Source organism: Paraburkholderia acidiphila, assembly GCF_009789655.1.
GTDB classification, from domain to species: Bacteria; Pseudomonadota; Gammaproteobacteria; order Burkholderiales; family Burkholderiaceae; genus Paraburkholderia; species Paraburkholderia acidiphila.
Map to the genome: position 1 here is coordinate 97,760 of NZ_CP046910.1, position 21,843 is coordinate 119,602.

The window sequence follows — 21,843 nt, forward strand, 5'->3', positions numbered from 1 at the left end:
TATCCACACGGAGTCCGAAATGATCGAGTTCGAGTACGCGCACGAGGGCGCGGTGGCCCTGCTCACGCTTTCGCGGCCTCCCGCGAATGCCTTTACGATCGACGGCTTGCGGCAGCTTCAGCAGGTCATCGAGGCGTTCGACCGCGAACCGCAGGTGCGCGCCGTCGTCATCACTGGCAGCGGGCCGAAGTTTTTTAGTGCGGGCGCCGACCTCAATGCTTTCGCGGGTGGCGATCGTGAGGTCGCGCGCACCGCGGCGAGCGCATTCGGCGCGGCATTCGAGGCGCTCCAGAAGGCGCGGCCCGTGGTCATCGCTGCGATCAACGGCTATGCCATGGGCGGCGGCCTGGAATGCGCGCTTGCGTGCGATATCCGCATTGCCGAGGAGCACGCACAACTCGCGCTGCCCGAGCCCGCCGTGGGGTTGCTGCCCTCTGGCTGCGGCACGCAAACCCTGCCCTGGCTCGTCGGCGAAGGCTGGGCCAAACGCATCATCCTCACGGGTGAGCGTGTGAACGCGCAAACGGCGCTGCGCATCGGTCTCGTGGAGGAAGTCGTCGCAACGGGCGGCGCGCGCGAGGCCGCGCTCGCCATGGCCGCGCGTGTCGCGGGCTTGAGCCCGCAAGCGGTCACCTTCAGCAAGTCGCTGATCCATCAATCACGCGACGGCGTGCCGCGCGGCGCGGCGCTCGCTGTGGAGCGCGAGCGCTTCGTCGATCTGTTCGACTCGCCCAATCAGCGTGAAGGCGTCAATGCGTTTCTGGAAAAGCGCAAGCCGCACTGGCATATTGAAACGGAGAGCTAAGCAATGAATGCAATACCCGCTTCCGCACACACGACAACGGAAGTCGAAAAAGATGTGCTGTTTCGCGTAGTCAATCGTGTGGCGATCGTCACGCTCAATCGTCCGGCTGCGCTCAATGCGCTTTCGCATGCCATGGTGCGCGAACTGGCCGTGCTGCTGGAACGCGTGCGCACGGACGACGGCATCGTCGCGCTCGTGCTGGAAGGGGCGGGCCCGAAAGGCTTTTGCGCGGGCGGCGACGTGCGCGCGATTTACCAGCTGGCGCGCGAGAAAGCGCGTGAAGGCGCAAACGGCTGGCAGCAATTCTTCATCGACGAATATCGCCTCGATTACGCGCTGCATACGTTTTCCAAGCCGCTCGTCGCGCTGCTCGACGGCGTGACGATGGGCGGCGGCATGGGTCTCGGCCAGGCCGCGTCGTTGCGCGTGGTCACGTCGCGCACGAAGATCGCCATGCCGGAAACGCGTATCGGCTTGCTGCCCGATGTAGGCGCGACGCACTTCCTCGCGCAGATGCCGGTGGAGATGGCGCTATACGTGGGCTTGACCGGCGCGATGCTCAGCGGCGCGGATGCGGTGCATTGCGGTCTCGCGGATGCCTGCGTGCAGGGTGAATGGCTCGATGGCTACGAGGCGCGTCTTCTGGCCGCGCAATGGTCAGGCGATGTGCATGCCTCTTTGCGCGAAGTGTTCGTCGCGCCGTGTCACGAGGCTGACGACGGCGCGCTCGCAACATTCACGCCGCTCATCGTGCGGCACTTCGATCGCCGCCTGCGTGTCGAGCAGATCGTGGCCTCGCTGCGCGGCGACCTCGAACACGACCGTTCGCAAGCGGAGCATGCGTGGCTCGAAGCTACGCTCGAAGCGCTCACGCAATACTCGCCGACGATGCTCGAAGTCACGCGCGAAGCGCTGTTGCGCGGCCGCCAGATGACGCTCGCCGAGTGCTTTCGCATGGAGCTTGGCATCGTGGGCCGGGCGATCGAGGAAGGCGACTTCTGCGAAGGCGTGCGCGCGCATCTCGTCGACAAGGACCGCAGGCCGCGCTGGGCGCCCGCCACGCTCGTCGAAGTGCGCGCCGAACGCGTGCAGCACTTCCTGGCCTCGCCGTGGCGCGCCGAGGCGCATCCGCTGGCGGACCTCGGCAAATAACGCTTTAGTCGGACGACTCGCGCGCCGACGGCTCGCGTAGCGCCGCGAGGCGCAACTCGCGCTCGGCGCCGACCATTGGCGCGCCGTGAGAAGGACGCGGCGTGCGCGCAAGCAGCCGCAGCGTGGCGACGGAACCTGCCACGGCGAGCAGCAACGGAATCGCCAGATCGTGATTCACGTGCGTGAATTCGAGTATCAGCACGGTCGCGGTAACGGGCATCTGCATTGACGACGCGAGAAACGCTCCCGCGCCGACGATCGCAAAGGCGCCCGGCGAAAGACCAGGCCACACGTGATTCACCAGCCCGGCGATCACGATCGCAAGCAGCGCGCCGTTCGCGAGTCCCGGCGTGAGCAGGCCGCCCTTGGCGCCCGCGCGCAGCGTGGTCGTCGTGATGAACACGCGCAACACGAGCAGCGTGGCCGCGAGCCCGATGCCGAGGTTGTCGTCGAAGCTCAGGCCAGCCGGGCCCTTGCCGTTGCCGAGCAACTGTGGAAACCAGATGGCCAGCAGGCCGATGCCCGCGAAATTCACGAGCGTATAGAGCGGCAGCCGCCAGTCCTTCGACGACGCCTCTCTCGCGCGGCTCGTCACGCGCGAGAAGCCGTGCGCGGCTGCGCCGAACAACGGCCCGCAGAGCACCGACCACACCACGAGCTGTGCATTGATGCCGTAAGGCGGCACGTGGTATTGCTGCTCGTCGCCAAGACCGATCCATGCGATCACGGCCGCAATGGCCGAGGTGGTGATGGCCGGCACCACCACCGACCAGCCGAACGTGCCGAGCAGCACTTCGAGCACGAATACCGCGCCGCCCAGCGGCACGTTGTAGACCGCCGCGAGCCCAGCGCCCGCCCCGCACGCAATCATCACACGGCGTTCCGCCGCAGTGAGACCCGTGCGCTTCGCGAGCCAGCTCGCGAATATGGCGCCGATCTCGCGCGGCGCGACTTCGCGCCCGAGTGGCGAACCCATCGCGACGGTCACGATCTGCAGTAAAGCGTGCACGGTGGTCGCGAAAATGGGCATGCGCTTGCCGCCCGGCTTGATCGCTGCGTTGATGCTCACCAGCTCACGCGCGTAGCGATAGAGCGCCCACCATCCGCATCCGCCGATCAACCCGCAGGCCACGAGCACGGCCACGCGTCGCCAGGGCGCGGTATCCGTCACGCCCTGCAGAAAGCTCTCCGCTCCGACGATATGCCCCGCACCGTAGCCGTAAGCGACGTGCTGGATCGCGTGCAGCAGCAGCGCGAGCAGCATGCCGCCGAGGCCCGCGCCGATGCCGGTGAGCACGGTCACGATCGCGAGCGTGGCAAGCGGGCTGCGCGGCGGCGGACGATCGGCGTTGGCGCGAGGGCGCGGCGCGGGAAGGGGATCGAGGGATGACACGGCGGAAAGGCGAGCGTGAAAGTCGCGGGGCGACGGGCTGGCGCTCATTGTAGCGAGGGCTTATGGGCGGCGCGTCCAGCGCGATCAGCGCGCCGGCACACCTGGCAAAAACGAAAACGCCCGCCGCGAGTCGCGCGGCGGGCGTTTGGCAAGGCTTAAGCGCTTACAGGTAGCTGCAAACGTAGTCGAGCGTCTCGATCACGTCGATATCGAAGCGGCTCTTGCCCGGCACCGAGAACGACTCGCCGGCGCTGTAGGTTTTCCACTCGTCGGTGCCTTCCAGGCGGATGCGGCACCGGCCGGCTTGCACTTCCATCAACTCGGCGGCGTCGGTGCCGAAGTTCAGCGTGCCCGGCAGGATCACGCCGAGCGTCTTGCGCGAGCCGTCGGCGAACAGCACGGTGTGCGAAACGCACTTGCCGTCGAAGTAGACATTGGCGCGTTTGATTACGGAAACCTGGTCGAATTGTGCTGCTGCCGTCATGGCGGTCTTCCTCTGTCTTCGTGAATGAAACCGGGCGCCGGGACGACGCGTCGTCCACGGTGAGGCCGCCATCATACCGGCAGTCGGGCGAGGCGGGGGCCTGGCTCCTGCGCGTCGCACGGACCCGGGTTCCCGGGCCGGGCTACGAATTGTTCATTGAATATTTACAAACATATAACAAGTTATTACAATCGCAATGACGAATGAGAATGATGTGCATTCGTAAATACGACAATTCGCCGACCAACTCGCTCACTCATGTCCGTCCATTTCCCGACGCGGATGCGCGCCATCGCCTCCGTCGCTGCGCTCTATTGCTCCGGCTTCTTCGCCTCGCCTCTCGTTCATGCGCAAACCGCGCCAGCCGCCGACGCGGCCGCTGCCGCGAGCGCGGTGGCAGCATCGCCGGCCTCGTCCAGCGCCGCCGCGGAAAGCACGCTGCCCGCCGTGAAGGTCGTTTCGGCGCCTTCCGACATGCAGACCAAGGCGCTCGACTCGTACAAGTTCACCGCGCCGCTCATCGACACGCCGCGCTCGGTCACGGTGATTCCCGAAGAAGTGCTCAAGGAGAAGAACGTCACGACGTTCCAGGACGCGCTGCGCACGGTGCCCGGCATCACGTTCCTCGGCGGCGACGCAGCGGCGAATCCGTCCGCCGATCGCCCGGTGATTCGCGGCTTCGAGTCGCGCAATTCGATCTTCGTGGACGGCATGCGCGACTCTGGCGTGCAGAACCGCGAAACCTTCGATGTGCAGAACATCAGCGTCATCAAGGGCCCGGACTCCGTGTATGCCGGGCGCGGTTCGGTAGGCGGCAGCATCGACATCACGACGAAAACGCCGCAGGCCGACAACTTCATCAACGGCAGCGTGGGCCTTGGCACCGATAGCTACAAGCGCGCCACCATCGACTGGAACCAGACGCTCAACGACACCACCGCGTTCCGCCTGAACGCCATGGGCCACGACGCCGACCAGGCGGGCCGCACCGACGTGTACAGCAAGCGCTGGGGCGTGGCGCCCTCGATCGCGTTCGGCCTGAACTCGCCGACCACGGTCACGGTGAGCTACTACCACCTGAACACCTACGACATGCCCGACTTCAGCGTGCCGTTCCGCTCGACGGGCGGCACGCCGGTGTCGTCCAATCGCAGCCAGTTCTACGGCCTGAATACGCGCGATTACCGCTACGGCCAGACCGATACGGGCGAAGTGAAGGTGGAGCACCGCATCAACGACGCGTGGAAGATCAAGAACACGACGATGTTCGGCCGCTCGACGCTCGACTATGTCGCGACCAATCCGCAGTTGACGAACGCGACCTCGAACATCCTGAGCCTGCAAGCCAAGAGCGGCAAGTACGCGACCAATAGCGTCGGGAACCAGACCGAAGCGACCGGCAAGTTCGACCTCTACGGCATGCGCCACACGTTCACAGCGGGCGTGGAATTCAGCCACGAGCAGGACCTTTACGAGGGCTATCTCGTGACCGATTCGGCGGGCAACAATATCCGCTCGGGCGGCCCGTGCTCGGTCGCGTACAACTGCGCGTCGATCAATAACTGGAACCCGGACAATCCGTGGACGGGCAGGATCGTCCTGAACGGCGACAAGAGCTTCCCGGGACCTGCCACGCACACGCAGACGAATACCGCTTCGGCGTACATGTTCGACAGCGTGCAGCTTTCCGAGCGCTGGATCTTCAACGCGGGCTTGCGTTTCGACCGCTATGACGTAACCGCGCAGCAAGCGGGCGTGGCCGATCTGTCGAACACGTCGAATCTCTTCAGCTACCAGTTCGGCCTCGTCTTCAAGCCGGTGCCGAACCTGAGCCTCTATACCTCGTACGGCACCTCGGCGAATCCGCCGGGCTCGAATTCGGGCCTCGGCGGCGGCACGGACCAGATCACGGCGACCAACAAGGATCTCGCGCCCGAGCGTTCGCGCAATATCGAAGTGGGCGCGAAGTGGGACGTGCTCGACCAGCGCCTCTCGCTCACCACGGCGTTGTTCCAGACCGAGAAGACCAACGCGCGCGTGAGCGACGGCCTGGGCGGCACGATCAACGCGGGCTCGCAGCGCGTGCGCGGCTTCGAGTTTGGCTTCGCGGGCAACGTGACGAACAAGTGGTCCGTGTTCGGCGGCTACTCGTATCTCGATGCGATCACGACCGATGCCGGCCCGGCGAGCCCGGCGCTCTCCGGCCTGCCGATGGTGATGGTGCCCAAGCACAACTTCACGCTGTGGACGAGCTACGACGTGTTGCCGAAGCTCACGGTGGGTGCGGGCGCAACGGTTTCGAGCCTCACGTATGCGTCGGTTTCGGCGACCTCGCGCAAATGGACGCCGGGCTATGCGCGCTTCGATGCTTCGGCTACGTGGCGCGTGTCGAAGAAGATCGATCTGCAGCTCAATGTGAACAACATCTTCGACAAGGAGTACTACCAGAGTGCGTACCCGATTTACGCCACCTGGGCGCCGGGCCGCTCGGCGGTCGTGACGGTGAACTTCTATCAGTGATCACTAAAAGCCTGGCATGAAAAAAAGGGGCGCTCGTAACGGAGCGCCCCTTTTTCGTGGCCTGCGATAATCAGTGCGGCCTCACTCAGGCTTCACCGCCACCGAGGCCTCGGAAGTCAGCATCAGGAACGTAAAGCTCTCTTGCAGATAGAGCTTCACGCTCTTGTCGTCGTGCGACGAATACCCGATCGACACATCCTGCCCGAGGTGGAGCGCGAAATCGCCGCCACGCGTGCTCAGGATCGCGCCGCCTTCAATCGCCGGCGCCCAGATGATCTCGCCGTTCACGAGGCGGCGAATGTGCTCGAGAACCGGATAACCCTGGTCGCTCGCTTCGCTCACCGCCGTATAGGCATCGGAGCCGAGCAGCACCGTGTACGGACCGTCCACGCCTTGCAGACGCAACTGCTCGAGCGCCTTGGCGATGACCGTGGGGTAGTCGGCGATATCGGCCGGCAACGGCAGAATCGGGTTCGACGAGCCTTCGCGAATGCCCGTGATCTGCGCAGCCGTGTAGCCGTCGAAGATCGCGCGGTCTTCCGCGAACGCAAGGCGCGTGGCCGCTTCCTTGGCCGGCTGCCAGTCGGAGTCCTCCGCGCCGCGCTCCACGTCGTCGATGGCGTCGCGCGAAAGCTCGAACGGCACGCGCAATTCCACGATCGCCTTCACTTCGCGCTGGCGCGCGCGGATGCCTTCCAGCGGCGCTTCGATGCCGTTCTGGTGGCCGGTGCCGATTGCGGCGAGCGCCGGGCCGCCGGGGCCCTCGACGTCCACGACGCGGCGGCCCGCGAGCGAGCGCTTGAAGGTGCGCGCGACTTCTTCTTCGATTTGCGACCACGCGGCCGTGGAAATGGGCGCCAGCTCGCGATGGAGGTTATTCATACCGGGGTGCTCCTTTGAGGGATCCGATGGCGAGCGAGCCGTCCGCGCTCGGCGCGGCGGCAGGCTCGGATTCTGTTTCCGATGGTTTCGCTGCGCTCACCTCGATGGTGGGCGCGGCGCCCGGGTCGACTTCGGCGAGCGCTTCGAGCAGCGGCTGCGAAGGCACGAAGAACAGGCCGCCCGTGACAGCGCGGCTGAAGTCGAGCAGCCGGTCGTAGTTGCCGGGCGGCAGGCCGACGAACATGTTTTCGAGCATCTGTTCGATCGGCTCGGGCGAGCGCGCGTAGCCGATGAAGTAGGTGCCGAATTCGGCCGAGCCGGGCCGCCCGAACGGCATGTTGTCGCGCAGGATCTTGATCTCGTTGCCCGCGTCGTCTTCGAGCGTGGTGAGCGAGCTGTGCGACCAGCTCGGCTTCACGGCTTCGTCCAGTTCGATGTCCTGGAGCTTGGTGCGCCCGATGATGTGCTCCTGGGCCTCCACGGAAAGCGCGTTCCAGCCTTTCATGTCGTGCAGGTACTTTTGGACGAGCACGTAGCTGCCGCCGCAGAATTCCGGATCTTCGTTTTCGCCGATCACCGTGAAATGAACGGCTTCGTTGCCCGTGGGATTTTCGGTGCCGTCGACGAAGCCGATCATCGCGCGCATGTCGAAGTTGCGAAAGCCGTGCACTTCGTCCACCGTTGTGACCGCGCCTTCCAGGCGCGTCATGAGCTGGGTGGCCAGTTCGAAGCAGAGGTCGGTTTCGTCGGCGCGGATGTGCAGCAGGATGTCGCCGGGCGTGGCGATTGCCTTGCGCTCGCCCGTGCCGAATTCGCGGAACGGATGCAGCCCGGCCGGGCGTGGCTCGCCGAACAGCTTGTCCCATGCGTCGGACGAAAAGCCCACCACGCATGAGAGGTTGCCTGCGGGCACGCGCTTGCCCACCGCGCGCACGAGGTTGGCGACGTCGGCGCACCAGGCGCGCACGGTGGCGCGGCTTGCGGCGTCTTCGTTGACGGTGGCCACGATGAAGAAGGCGTTGCGCGTGACGGCGCTGGAGACGGACTGCGGTTCCTGCGTGAGAGAGGCCGGCGTCATGATGTGGGGTATCGCTTGCGAGTCGGGTTAGTTTTGCTGTGCCCGCATAGTTTAGCCAAACTCGGGGAAAAGGGCCGTTTGCCGGCGAGCGGCCAGACGTGCGAGGATACTGAGCATCATGTCGAGATGGAGACACACCATGTGGGACCACACCGAGCATGAAGGCTTCGAGATCTGGGTGCTGCCGATTCCGGCGTTCGGGCCGCGCTCGCCCGAGCCGCTGTTCCACTACAGCGGCTACATCTGCCGCCACGGCGCCGATGCCCATGTCGAAGGGCGCAGCGTGCGCTTTCACGACATGATGCGCAACTACACCGGTTCCGACGCCGCGCTCGACGCCGCCTACGCCGACGCGCGCAAGCGCATCGACCGCTTTCATGCCACGGGAAGCTGGGCCGAGAGCACCGCCTGAGCTTTCAATTCCCCTCTCAGCGGCCGCCCTGCACCACCAGCTTCACGGGCCGCCCCTCGCAGCCCGCCTGGCCCGGCAGCGCGAGCGTGCGCCAGCCAGCCGGCTGGCCGGGGGCGCTGAGGTCGAGAGCGTCGTCGGGATAGCTCGTCACCACATTGAACGGCCAGGAGCCGCGGCGCAGACGCTCGTGCACGAGCGAGCCGACCCAGATCGGCGTGGGCTCGCCGCCGTCTGCCTTGCCGTCGCCGTTGCTGCTTCCAGCATGCCGCGGCGCGAGCGCGTAGCCCGATGGCCAGAAGCGCAGCACGTCCCGACGGCTGCCCGGCGCGGCCTTTTCTTCCACGGCGTCGCGCCCGTCGGTCAGGCGCGCGCGGGCGAACACGAGCGGCGAGGGCAGGCCGTTGTTCAGCTTCGGCAGCAGCGGCAGCGACATCACATCCACGTTCGGTGCGACGAGCGAAAGCACGCTTCGCACCGAGATCTGCGGGCCCTCGGCCCAGCCCGCGTCGCGCAGGGCCGTGCGCAGGTCTTCGGCGCTCGCGGCCCACTGGATCGTCATCGGCTCGCGGCGCGCGCCTTTCATGTCGAAGCGATAGCACGCAAACGTCCTCCACAGCGAGTCGCTCCACTGCAGTTGCGTGATGACGACGGGCGGCGCCGCCGTGGCGGTCGTGGGCGGCGCCGGCGTGCGTCCAGCGGGTACCGTCTGCAGGAGCACCGCGACGACCAGCACGACGAGCACGATGGGCGGCACATACGCGCGTTGCGGCGGCCGCTTGGGGTAGCGCCAGAGCGAGGTGAGCACGACGATCGCCACCCAGATCGCGGCGAAGGCTGCGCCGCCGATGGCGTCCGAGAACAGGAAGCGGTCGAAGTAGAGCCCCGCGAACGCGACGGAGACGATGATCGCGTTGCCGAGCGCGGCGACGAGCGCGGCCTCCAGCATGCTCGCGCGGCGCACGAGCAGGAACATCACGAAGCCGTAGACGATCACCATCGACGCCACGCGGTCGCTCGGGAACACATAGGCTTCGATGGCCTGGCCGCCGCCGGGCGTCGTATGGTGGATCACGAAGCGCAGGATGAGGATCAGCAGCTGCGAAACGGCGGCCGCGATCATCCAGTAAGCGATGGTGCGCCAACGCCGCTCCAGCACCATCCACACGGCCATCGTCGCGACGAGCGCCGCCAGCGTCCAGGTGCTGCCGAGCGTCTCGACGCGCGCGAGCGTCGCATCGGCCCACGTGGTGTGGACCGACTGCAGGAACTGGCGCACGGACTGGTCGAGCTGCACGAGCGGCGCGCCGCGCAGCACGTTGCCGAGCACATAGGAAAACACGGCGGCGCATACCGGCACGAGGCCGGTGATCACGATGACCGGGCCGAGCGCGGGCTGCGCGGGATCGAGCAGGCGGGCGAGACGCTTCGAGGCGCGCCCGGGATGCTGCGCCGCCCACTGCGCCGCGCTGCGCCGCGACGCGCCGGCCCAGTTGTCGATGTGCAGGAGCAGCATGCGCACGAAGCGCCAGATGAGCCATACCGCGAGCGCAACGATGCCGATGACGACCACGAGCCGGAACGACACCGCGCCCGCGAGCTGGAGCGATGCGCCGAACACCACGCCGGGCACGATATGCGCGGGGGCCCAGATGAGCGCGGAGATCACGTTCATCATGAAGAAGCGCATGGGCTTCATGCCGGCCATGCCCGCGACGATCGGCACCACGGCGCGCAGCGGCGCGATGAAGCGCGCGAGGATCACGCTGCGCGTGCCGTGGCTCACGAAGTAGGCTTGCGCGCGTTCGAGAATGCCGGGGTGGCGGCTGAACGGCCACATCTGGCCAAGCGAGTTGCGGTAGCGATGGCCGATCCAGAAGCTCACGCCGTCGCCGGCCACGGCGCCGGCAATGGCGCAGACGAAGAGCCAGCCCAGGTTGATCGTGCCCGTGGCTGCGAACGCGCCCGCAATGAACATCGCCGTGCTGCCGGGAACGAACGTGCCGATGAACGCGAGCGATTCGAGGAAAGCGGCGACCACGACAAAGGCGAGCGTCCACGTTGCGTGCGCGGCGAGCAGGTGCAGCAGATGATCGTAGGCGTGCTCCATGAGTGGGGCGGCTGGGTACGGGCGTGGCTGCGGTTGATCGGGCGGCGCGCGGTGCGCCCGGTTGCGCGCCGCGTCCCATGCGCACTATAACCGGCGCCGCAATTGCGCGCGCGCCGTGGTGTTGGCGCACCGCACACGCCACGATGGAGGCCAAAAGCGCCCCGCAGCGTACGTGATGCATACGCTGCGGGGCGCGGGACTCGCGCATGACGTTGCCCGTTTCGTTGCGCGATCAGGCGATTTAGCGCCTCAGTGCTTCACGGCTTCCATCGGCAGGAGTCCGGTCTGACCGTAGAATTCCTGCGCGGCGAACGCCTCGCGTTCCTTGCGGGCACGCGCACCGGCGTCGAGGCGCGAGACCGCCCAGATGCCGAAGAACGCGAGCGGCACAGAAACGATCGCGGGATTGTCGAGGAACACGGGGGCGTGGGCGTGATGGAGCACGTCGACCCACACCGACTTCGAAAAGACCGTGAGCAGTACCGAAGAGGCAAGCCCGAGCGCACCGCCCGCAACCGCGCCGCGCGTGGTCATGCCGCTCCAGAAGATCGACATGACGAGCATCGGGAAGTTGGCGCTGGCCGCCACGGCTGCGACGAGACCCACGAGGAATGCCACGTTCGCGTGCTCGAAGAGGATGCCGAGTCCGATTGCAATCGCGCTGAGCACGAGCGTCGCGACGCGCGAGATGCGCATCTCGCGATGCTCGTTCTTGCGTCCGCGCGCGAGCCAGCTCGCGTAGAGATCGTGCGAGACCGTTGTGGCGCCAGAGAGCGTGAGGCCTGCCACCACGGCGAGGATCGTCGCGAACGTAACCGCCGCGATGAAACCGTAGAACAGGTTGCCGCCCACCGCCTGGGCGAGCTTCACGGCCACCATGTTCGAACCGCCGAGCAGGTCGGTCGTGAGATTGAAGTGGCCCGCTGCGTCGACGCGGAAGAACTCGGGATGCTGGGCGAGCAGGGCGATCGCCGAGAAGCCGATCACGAACGTGAGCAGATAGAAGTAGCCAATGAAGCCCGTGGCGTAGAACACCGACTTGCGCGCCTCTTTCGCGTTAGGCACCGTGAAAAAGCGCATCAGGATATGCGGAAAGCCTGCCGTGCCGAACATCAGCGCGATACCGAGCGAGAGCGCGTTCAGCGGATCGCGGATCAGCTTGCCCGGCGCCATGATGCTCAGGGCGCCCGGGTGCACGTTGACGGCCTGGCGGAACATCTCGTTCGCGCTGAAGCCGAAGTGCGCAAGCGCGAGCACCGCCATGAACGTCGCGCCGCACAGCAGCAGCGCCGCCTTGATGAGCTGCACCCACGTAGTGGCTTTCATGCCGCCGAAGAACACGTAGATCACCATCAGCACGCCTACGAGGATTTCGGCGATCCAGTAGTCGAGCCCGAACAGCAGTTCGATAAGTTTGCCCGCGCCCACCATCTGCACGACCAGATAGAAGATCACGACCATCAACGAATTGGCTGAGGTGATCAGGCGGATAGGGCCTTGTTCGAAGCGATAGGCGACCACATCGGCGAAAGTGAACTTGCCGAGATTGCGTAGCGGCTCGGCGATCAGAAACATCACGAACGGCCAGCCGACGAGAAAGCCGATCGAGTAGATGAGACCGTCGAATCCGAAGATGAACACCATGCCCGAGAGGCCGAGGAACGAAGCCGCGGACATGTAGTCGCCCGCAATCGCCAGGCCGTTCTGCAGGCCGCTGATGCCGCCGCCGCCCGTGTAGAAGTCGTGCGCGGTGCGCGTGCGGCGCGCGGCCCACTGCGTGATGCCGAGCGTCACGAGAACGAACAGCAGAAACATGCCGATGGCCACCGGATTGTGCTGGGGCGCGGGCATGGGCGCCGCCGCGGCGGCCGGCACGTTTGCATGGGCGATGCTGCTGGCGGCCGCGAGCGCGAGTGCGCAGAAGAGGCGGGCTGGCTTCATGCGGGCACCTCGTTATGGAGTTTTGCGATGAGCGCGCGCATGGCCGGATCGAAGCGGCGGTTGGCGCGCAGCACATAGAGACCGGTGAGCGCGATAGCGCACAGGATGATGCTCACGCCCACGACAATGCCGACGCTAGTGGTGGCGCTTGCATAGAGCGGATGCGCGAGTTGATGCGGCGCGAGCGCGACGATCAGGATGAAGCCGTAGTAAATCGCGATCATGAGCGCGGTCAGCGTGAAGCTGAAGCGCCGGCGCACGGCAATCAGCCGCCGGTATTCGGGGTGCGCCTTGATCGTTTCGATCGAGGGGGTAGTCATGGTGTCTCCGGTTCCATGTGGTGCAGCCAGTGCCGTCTCGGTGCGGCAAGCGCACACGCCCCGTGCTGCTCTCGGCGGGTGCGTGATGCCACTTGCGGCTAGCCTGGTTGTCGTTTCTATCGAATGACCGCGGCGCGTGTGGACGCCGCGGCGGGTGCGCATTTGTCGGCTTGTCTTCGCCGCTTCTTGCGGTAGCTGCGTCGTCAGGCGAGCGTGCTCGCCAACTCCGGCACGACCGTGAACAGGTCGCCCACGAGGCCGTAGTCGGCCACGCTGAAGATCGGTGCTTCTTCGTCCTTGTTGATCGCGACGATGACCTTCGAGTCCTTCATGCCGGCCAGATGCTGGATCGCGCCCGAGATGCCGACTGCCACATACAGTTGCGGCGCGACGATCTTGCCCGTCTGACCGACCTGGTAGTCGTTCGGCACGTAGCCAGCATCGACTGCCGCGCGCGAGGCGCCGAGCGCTGCGTTGAGCTTGTCCGCCAGCGGCTCCAGAACCTTCGTGTAGTTCTCGCCGCTGCCCAGACCCCGGCCACCCGAGACGATGATCTTCGCGCTCGTGAGTTCAGGACGGTCGAGCTTCGTGACTTCACGGCCGACGAACTGCGTCAGACCGCTGTCCGCTGCCGCGTCGAGCTTCTCGACGGCTGCGCTGCCGCCTTCGGCCGCGACTGCGTCGAATGCCGTCGTGCGAACGGTGATGACCTTGATCGGGTCAACCGATTGCACCGTCGCGATCGCATTGCCCGCGTAAATCGGATGCTCGAACGTGTCCGGCGAATCCACTGCGGTGATATCGCTGATCTGCGCGACGTCGAGCTTCGCGGCGATACGCGGCGTGACGTTCTTGCCCGCTGCTGTTGCGGGCGCCAGGATGTGCGAGTAGTTCTTCGCGATCGCAACAACCGTCGCTTCGACGTTTTCAGCAAGACCCTGTTCGAGTTGCGGCGCATCGGCCAGCAACACCTTCGCCACGCCCGCGATCTTCGCGGCGGCTTCCGCTGCGGCCTGGGCGTTGTGGCCCGCGACCAGCACGTGCACATCGCCGCCAATCTTCTGTGCTGCAGCGACGGTGTTCAGCGTCGCGGCCTTGATCGAGTGATTGTCGTGTTCAGCAATAACCAGATTCGTCATTTTCGTCTCGCTCCTTACAGCACCTTGGCTTCGGTCTTCAGCTTCTCGACCAGCGTCTTCACGTCCGGCACCTTCACGCCAGCGCTGCGCTTGGGCGGCTCGGCAACCTTCAGCGTCTTCAGACGCGGCGTGACATCGACGCCCAGGTCTTCCGGCTTGACCGTCTCCAGGGGCTTCTTCTTCGCCTTCATGATGTTCGGCAGCGTGACGTAGCGCGGCTCGTTCAGGCGCAGGTCCGTCGTGACCACGGCGGGCAGCGTGAGCGACAGCGTTTCCGCGCCGCCGTCCACTTCGCGCGACACGGTCGCCTTGCCGTCGGCAACCACGACCTTCGAGGCGAACGTGGCTTGCGGCAGATTCGCGAGAGCGGCGAGCATCTGACCGGTCTGGTTCGAATCGTCGTCGATAGCCTGCTTGCCGAGGATCACGAGCTGCGGCTGTTCCTTGTCGACCAGCGCCTTCAGCAGCTTGGCGACAGCCAGCGACTGCAGGTCTTCGTTCGACTCGATGAGGATCGCGCGATCCGCGCCGATGGCCAGCGCCGTACGCAGCGTTTCCTGCGCTTGCGTCACGCCCGCCGAAACGGCGATGACTTCCGTCGCCACGCCCGCTTCCTTCAGACGCACCGCTTCTTCCACGGCGATTTCGTCGAACGGGTTCATCGACATCTTCACGTTGGCGATGTCGACGCCCGTGCCGTCCGACTTCACACGAACCTTCACGTTGTAATCGACTACGCGTTTGACAGGTACAAGTATTTTCACTTCATGCCTCCATCCACATGGAACTAGATAACGCCTTTATCCTTCAAGCCGGCCACCTGCGCCGCTGAATAGCCGAGTAGCGATTGCAGAACCTCCTGCGTGCCTTCGCCCAGTTGCGGCGGCGCGTGACGCACGGGCATGCGTTCGCCATCGAAGCGCCACGGCGGCGCGAGCACGGGCGTCGTGCCGCTTTCGGTATGCGGATGCGGCTGCTGCGTGACGAGCCCGCCAAGCGTCGCGCGCGGCGAAAGGAGCGCTTCGCGCAAGCCCGCCACTTCGCCGCACGGAATGCCCGCACGCGCGAGGCGTTCGAGCAGGAGCTTGCGCGGGCGGCTGCCCAGTTCGCGCGTGAGTTCCGGCACGAGCGTGTCGCGGTTCTGTCCGCGCAGGATGTTGGTCTTGTAGCGCGCGTCGTCGGCGAGATCGGCGCGCTCGATCACTTCGCGGCAAAAGCGCTCGAATTGCGCGTTGTTGCCGACGGTGATGACGAGCGGACCGTCGGCCGCATCGAACACGCCATACGGCACGATCGACGGGTGCGCGTTGCCGTAACGCGGCGGGTCTTCGCCGATCAGCAGCGCTTCGAGGCCGTAGTAAGCGGTAATCATGAGTCCGCAGTCGAACAACGCCATTTCGATATGGCGTCCGCGTCCCGTGCGCTCGCGCTCGTACAACGCGGCGAGCATTGCCTGCGCGGAATACATGCCCGTGAAGAGATCCACGGCCGCCACGCCGAATTTGAGTGGCGGCTGATCGGCTTCGCCGTTCATCGCCATGAGGCCCGTTTCGCCCTGCACGACGAGGTCGTAGCCGGGGCGTTTGGCTTCCGGTCCGGTGCGGTCGTAGCCCGAAATCGAGCAATAGATGAGGCGCGGGTTCTCCGCGCTCAACTGCTCGTAGCCGAGCCCGAGCTTTTCCGCGCCGCCGAACTTGAAGTTCTGCACGACGATGTCGCTGTGCTTCGCCAGGTCGCGCACGATCTGCTGGGCCTCGGGCGTTTGCAGATCGAGCGTGATCGAACGCTTGTTGCGGTTCACGCTGTTGAAATACGCCGTCTCGGTTTTGCCGACTCGCACACCCCAGTCGCGCGTGTCGTCGCCGCGGTCGGGATGCTCGATCTTGATGACTTCGGCGCCGAGGTCGCCGAGCACCATCGCGCTCCATGGCCCGGCCAGCACGCGCGAAAGATCGAGTACGCGCACGCCCGATAGTGGCAAGCTGCTTTTGTCCGTCTGCATCGACAGGCACTCCTGGTTCGTGTTCGTTGTCGGGGCTGCGGTTCGCGCCCGCCCCGTTTATGGCTCAAGCTGCCTCACGCCCCAATGCGATGTAGCGCGCGAGATGATGATCCTCGTCGCCGAGTTGATGATCGATCATCACGAGCCGCTTTGCATAGTGCGCGAGCGGCAATTCCCACGTCATGCCGATGCCGCCATGCAGCTGGATCGCTTCTTCGGCCACGTGCGCGCCAATGCGTCCGATCGTGTACTTCGCCGCCGAAAGCGCACGCTCGCGTTGCGCGCGCGGTGCGTCGATGGCCGCTGCAGCGTTGATGACCGCCGAGCGCGCCTGCTCGATTTCGAGCAGCACGTCCGCCATACGATGCTGCAACGCCTGGAAGCTGCCGAGGGGCATGCCGAACTGCTTGCGTGTGCGCAGGTATTCGAGCGTGAAGTCGCGTGCGATATCCATCGCGCCCACGGCTTCCGACGCGAGCGCCACGATGCCGTAGCCGCGTGCGTGTTCGAGCGTCGCGAAGCCGCTGCCTGTCGTGCCGACGAGCGCGTCGGCGTTCACCTTCACATTGTCGAGCGTCACTTCCGCTGCGCGGCCGCCGTCGATCTTGCCGTAGCCACGCACGCTTACACCCGTCGCATTGCGCGGCACGAGAAAGAGGGAGAGGCCCGCTTCGTCGAATTCATTGCCCGAGGTGCGTGCTGAAACGAGCAGCACGTCGGCGTGTTCCGCAAGCTGCACGACGCCTTTCGCGCCTTGCAGCACCCAGCCATCGCCGCTTTTTTCCGCACGCGTCGTCACGCGCGCGTCCTCGTAATGCGAGCCCGGCTCGTCGTGCGCGAGCGCGGCGATTTGCGAACCCTCGATGAACGACGCAATGCGCGCGCGCTGCGCCTCGCTGCCCGCATGGGCGAGCGCGCGGCCAACGATCAGCGTATCGAGGAACGGCTCGACCACGAGGCCGCGCCCGAGCGCCTCGAACACCACGGCGATATCGAAGCCCGCGCCGCCAAAGCCGCCATCGGCTTCGTCGAACAGCGCGCCGATCACGCCGAGTTCGGCGAAGCGCTGCCACATGTCGGCGCTAAAGCCTTCCGTGGAGCGCGCGATTGTATCGCGCGTAGGGAAACCGTATTGCTCCGCAATGAAGCGATTGAGCGTATCCGCAAGCATGCGGCGGTCTTCTGTGTGCTGGAAGTCCATGGCGTGCCTCTCAAAGACCGAGAATCATCTTGGAGATGATGTTCTTCTGAATTTCGTTGGAGCCGCCGAAAATCGACAGCTTGCGGTTGTTGAAGTACTGCGCGGCGGCGCTGGCGGCGTCGTCCGGGCCGATTGCCTCGCCTGCATAGCCTTCCTCGAGCGCTTCCTCGACGAACGGCGCTGCATACGGCCCCATCGCGCGGCGCAGCAGCGAGGAAATCTCCTGGCGGATCTCGGTGCCGCGAATCTTCAGCATCGAGCTTTCCGCACCGGGCACGCCGCCGCCCGCGACGGCCGCGATTACGCGCAGGTTCGTCGTCTTCATGTTCTCCAGATCGATCTCGACTTTCGCCAGACGCGTGGCGAACGGTGGATCTTCCGCGAGCGGCTTGCCGTTGCGCGTGATTTTCTGCGCGGCGCGCTTCAGACGCGCGAGTGCCGCCACCGAAAAGCCCACGCCCGCAATGTTCGTGCGCTCGTACGTGAGCAGATATTTCGCGTAGGTCCAGCCCTTGTTCTCTTCGCCGACCAGATTCTCGACCGGCACACGCACGTCGGTGAAGAACACTTCGTTTACCTCATGTTCGCCGTCGAGCGTGACGATGGGGCGAACCTCGATGCCCGGCGTGTTCATGTCGATCAGCAGGAAGCTGATGCCTTCCTGCTTGCGCACGTCGGTGGCGGTGCGCACGAGGCAGAAGATCATGTTCGCGTAGTGGCCGAGCGTGGTCCACGTCTTCTGGCCGTTCACCACGTAGTGGTCGCCCTGGCGAACCGCCGTGGTGCGCAGCGAGGCGAGGTCCGAACCCGCGCCCGGTTCCGAATAGCCCTGGCACCACCAGTCCGAGCCGTCGAGAATGCGCGGCAGCCAGTAGCGCTTTTGCGCCTCGCTGGCGTACTTGATGAGCACGGGCCCAAGCATGTTCACGCCGAACGGTACGATGCGCGGCGCGCCGGCAATCGCGCATTCGTTCTCGAAGATGAACTTCTGCACGGCGCTCCAGCCGGGGCCGCCGTATTCCTGTGGCCAGTGATTGGCGAGCCAGCCTTTTTCGTGGAGGATGGCGTGCCATTGCGCCATGTCGTCGCGCGTGAGGTGCCGGCCGCTGCTCACCTTGTTCGCGAGGCGCTGCGGCAGGCGCTCTTTCAGGAATGCGAGCACTTCGCTGCGAAACGCCTCTTCGTCGGCGGTGAATTTCAGATCCATGTGTAATGACTCCTTTAAGCCGATTGATTGAGGCTCGCGAAATTCTCGCCGCGCTCCACGAGGTCGACGAGCAGCGGCGAAGGACGCCAGAACAGTGGATCTTCCTTCGCGTACTCGCGGATATCGGCGAGCACGTTGGCGAGGCCCACGGTATCGGCGTACTTCATCGGGCCGCCGCGATAGCGCGGGAAACCGTAGCCGTAGAGCAGTGTGACGTCCACGTCGAGCGGACGCAGCGCGATCTTCTCGAACACGACGTTCGCGCCTTCGTTCACCATCGCGGCCATGTAGCGGCGCATGATCTCTTCGTCGCTGAAGCTGCGCGGCTCGATGCCGGCGCGCTCGCGCTCGCTGCGAATGATCGATTCGACTTCGGGGTCGGGCGTGCCCGTGCGTGCGCCTTCGGGGTAGAGGTAGAAGCCGCGGCCCGTCTTCTGACCGAACCAGCCGCGCTCGCAAATGCGGTCGGCGATCTGGACATAGCGCGCCTTCGGGTCGCGCGTGGCGGCGCGGCGTTTGCGCGTGGCCCAGCCAATGTCGCCGCCCGCGAGATCGACCACCTGGTACGGGCCCATCGGAAAGCCGAAGTCGCGTACGGCCTTGTCGATCTGATACGGCGAAGCGCCGTCTTCCATCAGATGATCCGCAGCGGTGCGGAACACCGCGAGAATGCGATTGCCGATGAAGCCGTCGCACACGCCTGCGCGCACCGGCACCTTGCGCAGTTTCTTCGCCAGCTCGAATGCCGTGGCGACCACATCGGCGCTCACCTGCTTCGGCACCACGATTTCGAGCAGCTTCATGATGTTGGCGGGCGAGAAGAAGTGCAGGCCCACCACGTCCTGCGGGCGTTTGATGCTGGCCGCGATGGCGTCGATGTCGAGATACGACGTGTTGGTCGCGAGCACGGCGCCGGGTTTGCACACGCGGTCCAGTTCGGCGAACACGGCCTGTTTCACGGCCATGTCCTCGAACACGGCTTCGATCACGAGGTCGGTGTTCGCAAGCGCATCGTACGAGGTGCTGCCATTGAAGCGCGCGAGGATCTGCGCTTTCGCCTCGGGCTTCATGCGGCCCTTGGCGATGAGGCCGTCGTAGACCTTCTCCACATGCGCGCGGCCGCGCGCGAGCGAGGCGTCGTCGCGCTCGATCATCGTCACGGGCAGGCCCGCGTCGAGCACGGCCACGGCAATGCCCGCGCCCATCGTGCCGCCGCCGATCACACCGACGGTTTCGATCGCGCGCGGTTTCGCGCTCTTCGTTTCAGGGGCTTTCTGCACTTCGCGCTCGGCGAAGAAGGCGTGCACGAGGCCCGCGCGCTGCGGGCTTTCGAGGCATTCGAGGAACTGTTTGCGCTCAAAGCGCAGGCCTTCGTCGAACGAAAGATCGAGCGCGGCCTGCACGCAATCGACGATCTTCAGCGGCGAGAAGAGACCACGCGACTTCTTCGCCGTGTCGGCGCGCGCGGCGTCGATTGCGGCTTGCGCCTGCGCGCGGTCCGCGAGCGCCTGAGCGTCGCGCGTGCGGCGCACGTGCGCATGGCTGGCGAGCAGTTCCTGCGCGTAGGCGAGGCCTTCGGCGAGAATGTCGTCGCTTGCGCCCACGCGATCGACGAGGCCGAGCTTGTGCGCTTCCTGCGCGCTCGCGTGACGGCCGCTCAGCATGAGCGAAAGCGCGGCTTCGGCGCCGATCAGGCGCGGCGTGCGCTGCGTGCCGCCTGCGCCGGGCAAGAGGCCCAACTGGACTTCCGGCAGGCCGAGTTTCGCGCCGGCCACGGCCAGGCGGTAGTGCGCCGCGAGCGCCACTTCGAGGCCGCCGCCGAGCGCCGCGCCGTGAATGGCGGCGATCACCGGCTTGTGGCACGCCTCGATGCGGTTGCACACATCGGGCAGCGCGGGCGGCAGCGGCGGCTTGCCGAACTCCCGAATGTCCGCGCCGGCGATGAAATTGCGCCCCGCGCCGACGATCAGCACGGCCTGCACGGCGTCGTTCGCTTCGGCATGCTCGATGGCGGCCGCGAGGCCGCGGCGCACGTCCACGCCCAGTGCGTTGACGGGCGGGTTGTCGACGGTGACGAGCAGCACCTTGCCGCGCAGTTCATGAGTGACGGGGGAGGCGTTCACGGGATCGGATGCCATGGGGGTGCTGTCTCCATAATGAGGGCCGGACTGGCGAGCCAGACGGTTGTGTTTCATGTTCGCGTCGATTCTCAGCGCGTCAGGGGCAATTGACAATCCCATCGCTCGTTGACAGACTGTCAAAATATCTTTGACAGTGGAAGTGCCATGGACGTCAATGCGCTGACCCTGCTCGTCGAGATTCTCGACGCGGGCAACCTGAGCGAGGCGGCGCGCCGGCTCAAGATGAGCCGCGCGAACGTCAGCTACCACCTCAACCACCTGGAGAAGTCGATCGGCCTGCAGCTCGTGCGCCGCACGACGCGCCGCGTCGAGCCGACCGAAATCGGCCTGAAGCTCTACGAACACGGCCGGGCGATCCAGAACGCGCTGCTCGCCGCGCGCGAGTCGGTCTCCACCCTCGGCCAGAGCCTGCAGGGGCGCGTGCGGCTTTCGGTGCCGAGCGGCTACGGGCAGCTCGTCATGTCGGACTGGCTCATCCAGTTCAAGCGCATGTACCCCGGCATCGTGCTCGACGTGATGTTCGAAAATCGCGTGGAGGACCTGCTGCGCGACGAAGTGGATATCGCCGTGCGCGTGATGCACGAGCCGCCGCAGAACCTTGTGGCGCGCGACATGGGGCCGGTGAAGTACATCGCGTGCGCGTGTACCGAGTGGGCCGAAAGACACGGCATGCCGCAAACGCTGGAAGATCTCGCGCGCGCACCCGTCATCACGGCAACGGTGGTGGGGCGGCAATTGCGCCTGGCGGGCTATCTGAAGGACGATCGGCACGAAGTGCTGCTCGAGCCTTCGATCATTTCGGAAAACTTTCTATTTTTGCGCCAGTCGATTCTGGCGGGGCTCGGCGTGGGTATCGTGCCCGACTATGTGATGCACGACGACATTCGCCAGGGCGCCGCGGTCACGTCGCTCGATGCCTGGCGCTTGAGCATTTTCGGCACGCACATGTATATGCTCTACATGCCGAACCGGCATCACACGCGCGCGGCGTCCACCTTCATCGATTACGTACTGGGCGAGGCGCGCAAGACCGGGCGCGGCGCGGATGCGTAAGCGGTG

The 21,843-nt window shown here is 65.6% G+C and carries 18 protein-coding genes; 5 read left to right on the plus strand and 13 right to left on the minus strand.

What is annotated here, in order from left to right:
* Positions 1-19: 19 nt before the first annotated feature.
* Together FAZ97_RS14935 and FAZ97_RS14940 are read left to right on the plus strand one after the other, a co-directional pair.
* A complete protein-coding gene (locus FAZ97_RS14935) occupies positions 20-805 on the plus strand; it encodes an enoyl-CoA hydratase (RefSeq protein WP_158759265.1) in 786 nt (261 codons plus the stop codon).
* Positions 806-808: 3 nt separating this feature from the next.
* The gene (locus FAZ97_RS14940) at positions 809-1,957 is read left to right on the plus strand and encodes an enoyl-CoA hydratase/isomerase family protein (protein ID WP_158759266.1); all 1,149 of its coding nucleotides are present in this window, start codon (positions 809-811) and stop codon (positions 1,955-1,957) included.
* A gap of 4 nt (positions 1,958-1,961) precedes the next feature.
* Here the strand turns inward: FAZ97_RS14940 and FAZ97_RS14945 are convergent, their stop codons facing one another.
* Both FAZ97_RS14945 and ppnP read right to left on the minus strand, forming a co-directional pair.
* Positions 1,962-3,350, minus strand: a complete 1,389-nt coding sequence (locus FAZ97_RS14945; protein WP_233271759.1) for a chloride channel protein — start codon at positions 3,348-3,350, stop codon at positions 1,962-1,964.
* 163 nt (positions 3,351-3,513) lie between these two features.
* Positions 3,514-3,834: a pyrimidine/purine nucleoside phosphorylase gene (ppnP, locus tag FAZ97_RS14950; protein ID WP_158759268.1), complete on the minus strand. Its 321-nt coding sequence runs from the start codon at positions 3,832-3,834 to the stop codon at positions 3,514-3,516.
* A 258-nt stretch (positions 3,835-4,092) separates the two neighbouring features.
* On the opposite strand from ppnP, the gene FAZ97_RS14955 reads away from it, so the two are divergent.
* Positions 4,093-6,354 (plus strand): TonB-dependent receptor, encoded by a 2,262-nt coding sequence (locus tag FAZ97_RS14955; protein ID WP_158759269.1) that lies wholly within the window; start codon positions 4,093-4,095, stop codon positions 6,352-6,354.
* 81 nt (positions 6,355-6,435) lie between these two features.
* Here the strand turns inward: FAZ97_RS14955 and FAZ97_RS14960 are convergent, their stop codons facing one another.
* Both FAZ97_RS14960 and FAZ97_RS14965 read right to left on the minus strand, forming a co-directional pair.
* Entirely contained in the window at positions 6,436-7,236 is an 801-nt protein-coding gene (locus tag FAZ97_RS14960) for a family 1 encapsulin nanocompartment shell protein (RefSeq protein ID WP_158759270.1), read from the minus strand.
* The gene (locus FAZ97_RS14965) at positions 7,229-8,314 is read right to left on the minus strand and encodes a Dyp-type peroxidase (RefSeq protein WP_158759271.1); all 1,086 of its coding nucleotides are present in this window, start codon (positions 8,312-8,314) and stop codon (positions 7,229-7,231) included. Before FAZ97_RS14965 ends, FAZ97_RS14960 begins: the two co-directional genes overlap by 8 nt.
* 139 nt (positions 8,315-8,453) lie before the next feature.
* On the opposite strand from FAZ97_RS14965, the gene FAZ97_RS14970 reads away from it, so the two are divergent.
* Positions 8,454-8,726 (plus strand): hypothetical protein, encoded by a 273-nt coding sequence (locus FAZ97_RS14970; protein WP_112171020.1) that lies wholly within the window; start codon positions 8,454-8,456, stop codon positions 8,724-8,726.
* 16 nt (positions 8,727-8,742) lie between these two features.
* On the opposite strand, the gene FAZ97_RS14975 is transcribed toward FAZ97_RS14970, so the two are convergent.
* The 9 genes from FAZ97_RS14975 to FAZ97_RS15015 all read right to left on the minus strand — a co-directional run bounded on the left by FAZ97_RS14975 (position 8,743) and on the right by FAZ97_RS15015 (position 20,781).
* On the minus strand, positions 8,743-10,833 hold the full coding sequence (locus FAZ97_RS14975) for a VTT domain-containing protein (protein WP_158759272.1): 2,091 nt from the start codon (positions 10,831-10,833) through the stop codon (positions 8,743-8,745).
* Positions 10,834-11,082: 249 nt separating this feature from the next.
* On the minus strand, positions 11,083-12,774 hold the full coding sequence (locus FAZ97_RS14980; protein ID WP_158759273.1) for a cation acetate symporter: 1,692 nt from the start codon (positions 12,772-12,774) through the stop codon (positions 11,083-11,085).
* On the minus strand, positions 12,771-13,094 hold the full coding sequence (locus tag FAZ97_RS14985) for a DUF485 domain-containing protein (protein WP_158759274.1): 324 nt from the start codon (positions 13,092-13,094) through the stop codon (positions 12,771-12,773). Before FAZ97_RS14985 ends, FAZ97_RS14980 begins: the two co-directional genes overlap by 4 nt.
* Before the next feature lie 203 nt (positions 13,095-13,297).
* Positions 13,298-14,233, minus strand: coding sequence for an electron transfer flavoprotein subunit alpha/FixB family protein (locus tag FAZ97_RS14990; protein ID WP_158759275.1), 936 nt, complete (start codon positions 14,231-14,233; stop codon positions 13,298-13,300).
* 14 nt (positions 14,234-14,247) lie between these two features.
* Positions 14,248-14,997: an electron transfer flavoprotein subunit beta/FixA family protein gene (locus FAZ97_RS14995; RefSeq protein WP_158759276.1), complete on the minus strand. Its 750-nt coding sequence runs from the start codon at positions 14,995-14,997 to the stop codon at positions 14,248-14,250.
* Positions 14,998-15,020: 23 nt separating this feature from the next.
* Complete coding sequence (locus FAZ97_RS15000) at positions 15,021-16,235, minus strand: CaiB/BaiF CoA transferase family protein (protein ID WP_158759277.1); 1,215 nt, start codon at positions 16,233-16,235, stop codon at positions 15,021-15,023.
* A gap of 64 nt (positions 16,236-16,299) precedes the next feature.
* A complete protein-coding gene (locus FAZ97_RS15005) occupies positions 16,300-17,436 on the minus strand; it encodes an acyl-CoA dehydrogenase family protein (protein ID WP_158759278.1) in 1,137 nt (378 codons plus the stop codon).
* A 10-nt stretch (positions 17,437-17,446) separates the two neighbouring features.
* Entirely contained in the window at positions 17,447-18,643 is a 1,197-nt protein-coding gene (locus FAZ97_RS15010; protein ID WP_158759279.1) for an acyl-CoA dehydrogenase family protein, read from the minus strand.
* 14 nt (positions 18,644-18,657) lie between these two features.
* Positions 18,658-20,781, minus strand: a complete 2,124-nt coding sequence (locus FAZ97_RS15015; RefSeq protein WP_158759280.1) for a 3-hydroxyacyl-CoA dehydrogenase NAD-binding domain-containing protein — start codon at positions 20,779-20,781, stop codon at positions 18,658-18,660.
* Positions 20,782-20,928: 147 nt separating this feature from the next.
* Between FAZ97_RS15015 and FAZ97_RS15020 the strand changes: the two genes are divergently transcribed.
* A complete protein-coding gene (locus FAZ97_RS15020) occupies positions 20,929-21,837 on the plus strand; it encodes a LysR family transcriptional regulator (protein ID WP_158759281.1) in 909 nt (302 codons plus the stop codon).
* Positions 21,838-21,843: the final 6 nt, after the last annotated feature.